The sequence below is a fragment of the Streptomyces sp. NPDC041784 genome (assembly GCF_055591025.1).
This window is the reverse complement of the sequence record NZ_JBVJAB010000033.1, coordinates 23,025-29,024: the sequence shown is the minus strand read 5'-3', so window position 1 is coordinate 29,024 and position 6,000 is coordinate 23,025. Positions and strand designations below refer to the sequence as shown.

3 protein-coding genes are annotated in these 6,000 nt (G+C 67.7%); 1 reads left to right on the top strand and 2 read right to left on the bottom strand.

Annotated features, from left to right (window positions below; all coding sequences use genetic code 11):
• Positions 1-118: 118 nt before the first annotated feature.
• Both ACZ6D7_RS40070 and ACZ6D7_RS40065 read right to left on the bottom strand, forming a co-directional pair.
• Positions 119-2,143 (bottom strand): glycoside hydrolase, encoded by a 2,025-nt coding sequence (locus tag ACZ6D7_RS40070; RefSeq protein WP_469501785.1) that lies wholly within the window; start codon positions 2,141-2,143, stop codon positions 119-121.
• A gap of 78 nt (positions 2,144-2,221) precedes the next feature.
• Positions 2,222-3,856 carry a glycoside hydrolase family 43 protein gene (locus ACZ6D7_RS40065; protein ID WP_469501782.1) on the bottom strand — a complete coding sequence of 545 codons (1,635 nt, stop codon included), beginning with the start codon at positions 3,854-3,856 and terminating at the stop codon, positions 2,222-2,224.
• A 472-nt stretch (positions 3,857-4,328) separates the two neighbouring features.
• On the opposite strand from ACZ6D7_RS40065, the gene ACZ6D7_RS40060 reads away from it, so the two are divergent.
• Positions 4,329-5,975 carry a glycoside hydrolase family 27 protein gene (locus tag ACZ6D7_RS40060; RefSeq protein ID WP_469501779.1) on the top strand — a complete coding sequence of 549 codons (1,647 nt, stop codon included), beginning with the start codon at positions 4,329-4,331 and terminating at the stop codon, positions 5,973-5,975.
• Positions 5,976-6,000: the final 25 nt, after the last annotated feature.

Here is a 6,000-nt window from a genome sequence, read left to right as displayed (position 1 = left end):
GGGCGAGGCTCGGAGAGAGAGCAGGGATCCCTCAGTTATTGGACCGGGGTTGGCGTAGGGGGGCGTGGGGGGGGGGGGGCCCCCCCCCCCCCAAACCCCCCCCCCACGGCACGGTCGGTCAGCAGGTGGAGTTGGTCTGGGTCAGGAGGCCGAGCCGCCACGGGAGGAGGTTGTAGTCGCCGCCCGCGTTGGGGTTCATGCCCTGGTAGAGGTACTGGAACCGGCAGGAGGGGATGGTGAGTGTCTGGTCGTAGCCCGCGCGGATCATCTCGCCGTGGCTGATGTCCCGGGTCCAGGCGCCCGCGGGGAAGCTGACGTTGTTCGCTCGGGCGAAGGGATTGCTCTCGGATGCGGCGAGCTGCGTCCAGTTGCCGGCGAGGCTGGTGGCGGTCCAGGAACGGAAGTAGCGCCGCCCGTCGGAACCGATGGCCTCGACGAGGAGCAGGTACTGGTTGCTGCCTTGCACCTTGTACACGTTGCTCGCTTCGAACAACGCGTATTTGGAGTCCTGCAGTGCGATGACCGTGTTCGTGAACCCGTTAGGGAACTGGCCGACGGTCGTCTGGGACCGGTACAGGTGTCCGTTGTCGTCGGAGGAGAACAGGTAGCAGTTGGCGCTGTCGCAGATCACCCACATGTCGACCCAGTAGCCGTTGCCGATGTTCTGCCGGATGATGTCCGGCATCGACGAGTAGAAGTGGCGCGGGGCGCTCCACCCGTTGGGGTTGCTGATGTCGGGGTTGGTGGAGTACGAGGCGTTGCCGGTCTGGTAGACGAGGTACCACAGGCGTTGCGGAGCGTTGTAGAAGACCTGCGGCGCGGCCCGGTAACCGGACCCGATGGCGGTGCGGTCCAGGTAGTGGTGTGTGGCCGAACCGGCCTGGGACCAGTCGCTGAAGTTCAGGTAGACCAGGTTGTAGCCGGAGGAGCTCGCGGTACTGGCGAACACGTGGTACTTGCCGTTGTACTGGACGACCGTCGGGTCCTTGATGCCGGCGATGTTGTGGGTCGAGTCCGGCTTCGGTGCGATCATCGGGCCGCTGGAGCTCCACGAGTACCTGCTGGGCAGGGCGGCGGCGTCGGGGGTGCTGCGGGTAGTGGTGGGTGTGCCGCCCATTGTCGTCAGCGCCGCGTTGTACGCCGGCTTCTTGTTGCCGTTGCGGTCGAACAGCAGCGGGTTCTCCGAGGCCCGCCAGGAGTCGCTGTCGCGGATGCCCCAGACCGTGATGCCGGTGCAGCGCGCGACGTTCATACAGGCCCTGACCGTGTTCGCGTACGCGTTCGGCGACGCCTGCGCGATGTCCAGTTCGGTGATCTGGACATCCACGCCCAGGGCGGCGAAGCTCGACAGCGTCGTCTGGAAGCTGCCGGGGGGACCGCCGGCGCCGAAGTGGGCTTGGAGGCCGACGCAGTCGATGGGCACGCCGCGTGCCTTGAAGTCACGGACCAGGCGGTAGACGCCCTGGGTCTTGGCCGCGTTCCAGTCCTCGATGTTGTAGTCGTTGTAGCAGAGCTTGGCTGCTGGGTCGGCCGTCCGGGCCGTGCGGAACGCCTGCTCGATGAAGCCGTTGCCCAGCACGTCCCGGAAGACCGAGCTGCGGAGCTGGCCGCTGGGCCCGTCGGCGAAGGCCTCGTTGACCACGTCCCATGAGTGGATCCGGCCCTTGTAGCGGTTCATCACGGTGGTGATGTGGTTGTTCATCACGCCGCGCAGAGTGTTCGCGTCCCTGATGGAGCTGACCCAGCCGGGCAGTTGGGAGTGCCAGACCAGGGTGTGGCCGCGCAGACGCTGACCGCGGGCCTGCGCGCGGTTGGCGATCTGATCGGCGGGGCCGAAGTTGAACGAGCCGCGGGACGGCTCGGTCGCGTCCCACTTCATCTCGTTCTCGGGTGTGACCGAGTTGAACTCACGGTCCAGGATGCCGGTGTACGTACGGTCGCCGAGCCGGCCTGCGGCCACGGCGGTTCCGAAGTACCGTCCGGACTGGGCCGCCTGGGCGCCCAGGGTGGAGGCCCGAACGGTGTCGGGCGCGTCGGTCGCGTCGGGTGCACCGGTCGCGGTCCCGGGTGTCACCAGGACGGTCGCGGCCAGCAGGCCCAGGACCGAGGCTCGGCGACAGCCGAGCCGTTTCAGCGGGTTCATGGTTCTCCTCGTGGGGTGGGGGGTTGCGTGGTGCGGTCGGTGGACCTCCTCGGCTCGTGGTGCGATCAGTGGGCCACTTCAGGGCGTGGACAGCTCGAACCGTGCGATGCGCACCGAGCCGCCGAGTGCCTGGGTGGCGTGGTTGAAGAGGGCGAATCGGTAGCCCATGAAGAACCGCCAGTCGTTGCCCAGGGAGAAGGCGGGTCCGAGGCGGGTGAAGGTGGTGCCGTCGGTGCTGTACGAGAAGGTGCCGAGGCGTCCGGTGCCGGGGCGGATGTCCGCGCTCGCGCGCAGCCAGACGCGGCTGCCCGACACGACCGCGCTCGCGGCCTCGGTGCCGGTGGCGGTGGTGTTCCAGTTGGTGTCCATGGTCAGCCCGTTGACCATGACCACCCGCGTCCCGGCGCCGTCGCGCTTGACGCCGATCCAGGCGGAGGAGTCACGCAGCAGCGCGAGTCCGGCCCGGTCGCCGTCCCGCATCGCGGTGTGGTCGAGCTGGACCGTGGCGGTGGAGGTGGGGCCCTGGATGCGATGCGTGAGGGTGTTGCGGGCCCAGTAGAGATCGTTGGTGACGGTCGCGGTTCGCAGGGTCAGGCCGTTGTTCACCGACCATCTGGTGTTGTCCGGGTTGTGGTTCCACTCCCATCTCGGCTTGAGGGCTGTGCCGTCGAAGGTGTCGACGCCGATCATGGGTGTGACCTGGCGGGGCGGAGGGGGCACGGCCGGGCTGGGATACGTCAAACCCCATGCGCCGTTGACGAGTTGGACGACGGGCCAGCCGTCCGGCGTCCAGGTGATCGGTGCCAGGGCGGGCACCCGGCCGCCGGGGTAGGCGTCGACGAAGGCCAGGTAGTACCAGGCGCCGTTCTGCGTCTGTACCAGCCCGCCCTGGTGCGGGACGCCGCCGCCGGGTATCGGTCCGCGCAGGTCCAGCAGGACCTGACGCATCGTGTACGGACCGAAGGGGCCGCTCGACGACTTCAGGATGTACTGGCCGTTGGCCGGGCGGGTCAGGAAGATGTAGTACTGCCCGTTGATCCTGTAGAAGCGGGAGCCCTCGAGGGTGCCGACACTCGACGGTGTGGTGAACACCTGCTGGGTGCGGACCTGGTTGCGGCCGTCGGGCGAGAGCTGGGCCACGTTGATGGTGGTGTTGCCGTACGCCACGTAGAGGGTGTCGTCGGTGTCGACGAGCAGCCCCGCGTCGTAGTAAGGGGTGCTGATCGTCGTGAGTCTGCTCCACGGCCCCTCGGCGGCGGTGGCGGTGTAGACGTACGTCCGGGCGAAGTCGATCTGGCCGAGCCAGTAGAAGGTCCGGTTGCTCGGCCGGTAGGCCAGCGACGATGCCCAGATGCCCCGGACGTAGCCACGGGCGCCGTTCAGGTCGTACTTGGCGCCGAAGTCGAGGACGGGCACCGAGTGGCCGGCGATCTCCCAGTTGACCAGGTCGTACGAGCGCAGGACGGGTGCGCCCGGCGAGTAGTGCATCGTCGAAGCCGAGGCGTAGTAGGTGTCACCGACGCGGATGACGTCGATATCCGCGAAGTCCTGCCAGATCACTGGGTTCGTGAAGGCCGCCGCGGTCGCGAGGGTCGGCCCTTGGGCGGAAGCGGTGCCGGGGGCCGCTGTCGGAGGAAACAGGGCACCGGCGGCCAGGCCAGTGGCGGCCGTCAGTGCACGTCGACGGGACAAGGATTGATGAGTCCATGACATTTGCACGAGTGGCGTTCTCCTTCGGTGACCCAGCCGTTGGGGCGGTTGGAGTTGTCCGGAGGTGCCCTGCTGGTTCGCGCGGAGCGACTGCTCTGTATACGAGATGTCGAACGCAGATCGGCTCGTCGAGCAATTTGGATGATAGGGGGCCGGTGGGTCGCGTCAATACCTCTCGCATGAATCGTCTGTTGCCTCGAAACATTCGAAGATATTTGATCCCATGTTGCCGCGGGTCAGTTGCCCGGATAGTGCTGATGTGGCACCTTGCGCGAGCCTTTTTGGCTGGATCGTGGAGGCGGTGCGGTGATGGGTGTTGACATGCTCGCTGGCCTCCCTAGTATCCGTGAGGCCTTAGTTTCCGAATAGCTCACGAAATTTCGAACTGCCCATCTCTCTTCTCTCCAGTGTCATGGACGTGACATCGATCTTCGTGTCACCGTCCCATGGCGCCCTTTCCGTGAAGGAGCCCTTGGTGCCCAGACGGTCAGGCGGACGACTGCTCCGCCTCCTCGCGACCATCGTGCTGACGGTCACCGCGTCCGTGACGGCTTCCGCTCACTCCACTGCTTCGGCCGCGCCCGGCAGCCCGGCGCTCACTCCACCGTTGGGCTGGAACAGCTGGAACAGCTTCGGGTGCGGGATCACGGAGGCGCAGGTTCGCCAGGCCGCCGACGCGATGGTGTCCTCGGGAATGCGGGACGCCGGATACCGGTACGTGGTGGTCGACGACTGCTGGTTCGACCCGCAGCGTGACGCGGCGGGCAACCTGCGGGCCAATGCGACCAAGTTCCCGAGCGGGATGAAGGCGCTCGGGGACTACATCCACGGCAAGGGGCTGAAGTTCGGCATCTACCAGGTGCCGGGCGAGCGCACCTGCGCGCAGACCAGCGGCGCCTACCCCGGGTCGACGGGCAGCAAGGGGCACGAAGCCCAGGACGCCGCCACGTTCGCCGCGTGGGGTGTGGACTACCTCAAGTACGACTGGTGTTCCTCCAGCGGCACCCGTGACGAGCAGGTCGCACGGTTCACGGTGATGCGCGACGCGCTGCGTGCCACCGGGCGGCCGATCGTCTACAGCATCAACCCCAACAGCTTCCACGCCATCACCGGCGCCACATACAACTGGGGCGAGGTCGCCGACCTGTGGCGGACGACCGAGGACCTGCTCGACATCTGGCAGAACGGCAACAGCAACAGCTATCCGATGGGCGTCGGCAACGTCCTTGACGTCACCGCGCCACTGGCGGCGCAGTCGGGTCCAGGGCACTGGAACGACCCGGACATGCTGGTCGTGGGCCGTCCTGGCCTGTCACTGACCGAGTCGCGCTCGCACTTCGCCCTGTGGGCGCTGCTGGCTGCCCCGCTCATGGCCGGCAACGACATCCGCACCATGTCCGCCGATGTGAGCGCGATCCTGCGCAACCCGCGTCTGCTGGCGGTGAACCAGGACTCGCTGGGGGTGGGCGGGCGCAGGGTGCGCGACGACGGCGGCACCGAGGTGTTCGCCAAGCCGCTGTCCGACGGCTCGGTAGCGGTGGGCCTGTTCAACCGGGGAGGCAGCACCGCGGCGGTCAGTACGACAGCAGCTCAAGTCGGCCTGTCCGGCGGGCCGTTCACTCTCACCGATCTGTGGACCGGCGGCACGTCGAGTACGGCGGGGCAGATCTCGGCGAGCGTCCCCGCGCACGGCGTGGCCGTGTTCCGGGTGAGCGGGGGCAGCCCGCAGAGCGCCACGACCTCGCGGCTGCGCGGCAACGGGTCCGGCCGCTGTGTGGACGTGGACAACGCTTCCATCGCCGCCGGGGCGACCGTACTGCTCTGGGACTGTCATACGGCCGCCAACCAGCTGTGGACCACGTGGGCCGGCGGCGAGATCCGCGTCTTCGGCGACAAGTGCCTGGACGCCTACAACCAGGGCACCACCGACGGCACCCGGGTCATCACCTGGCCCTGCAACGGCCAGAACAACCAGAAGTGGTCCGCCGGTTCCGACGGGTCGGTCCGTAACGTCCACGCCGGGCTGTGCCTCGACGTCGACCGGGCCGGCACCGCGAACGGGACCCCGCTGGTGCTGTGGACCTGCAACGGCCAGGCCAACCAGAAGTGGACCCGCGTGTGAGCAACCGCGGCTTCAGAATGGGAGT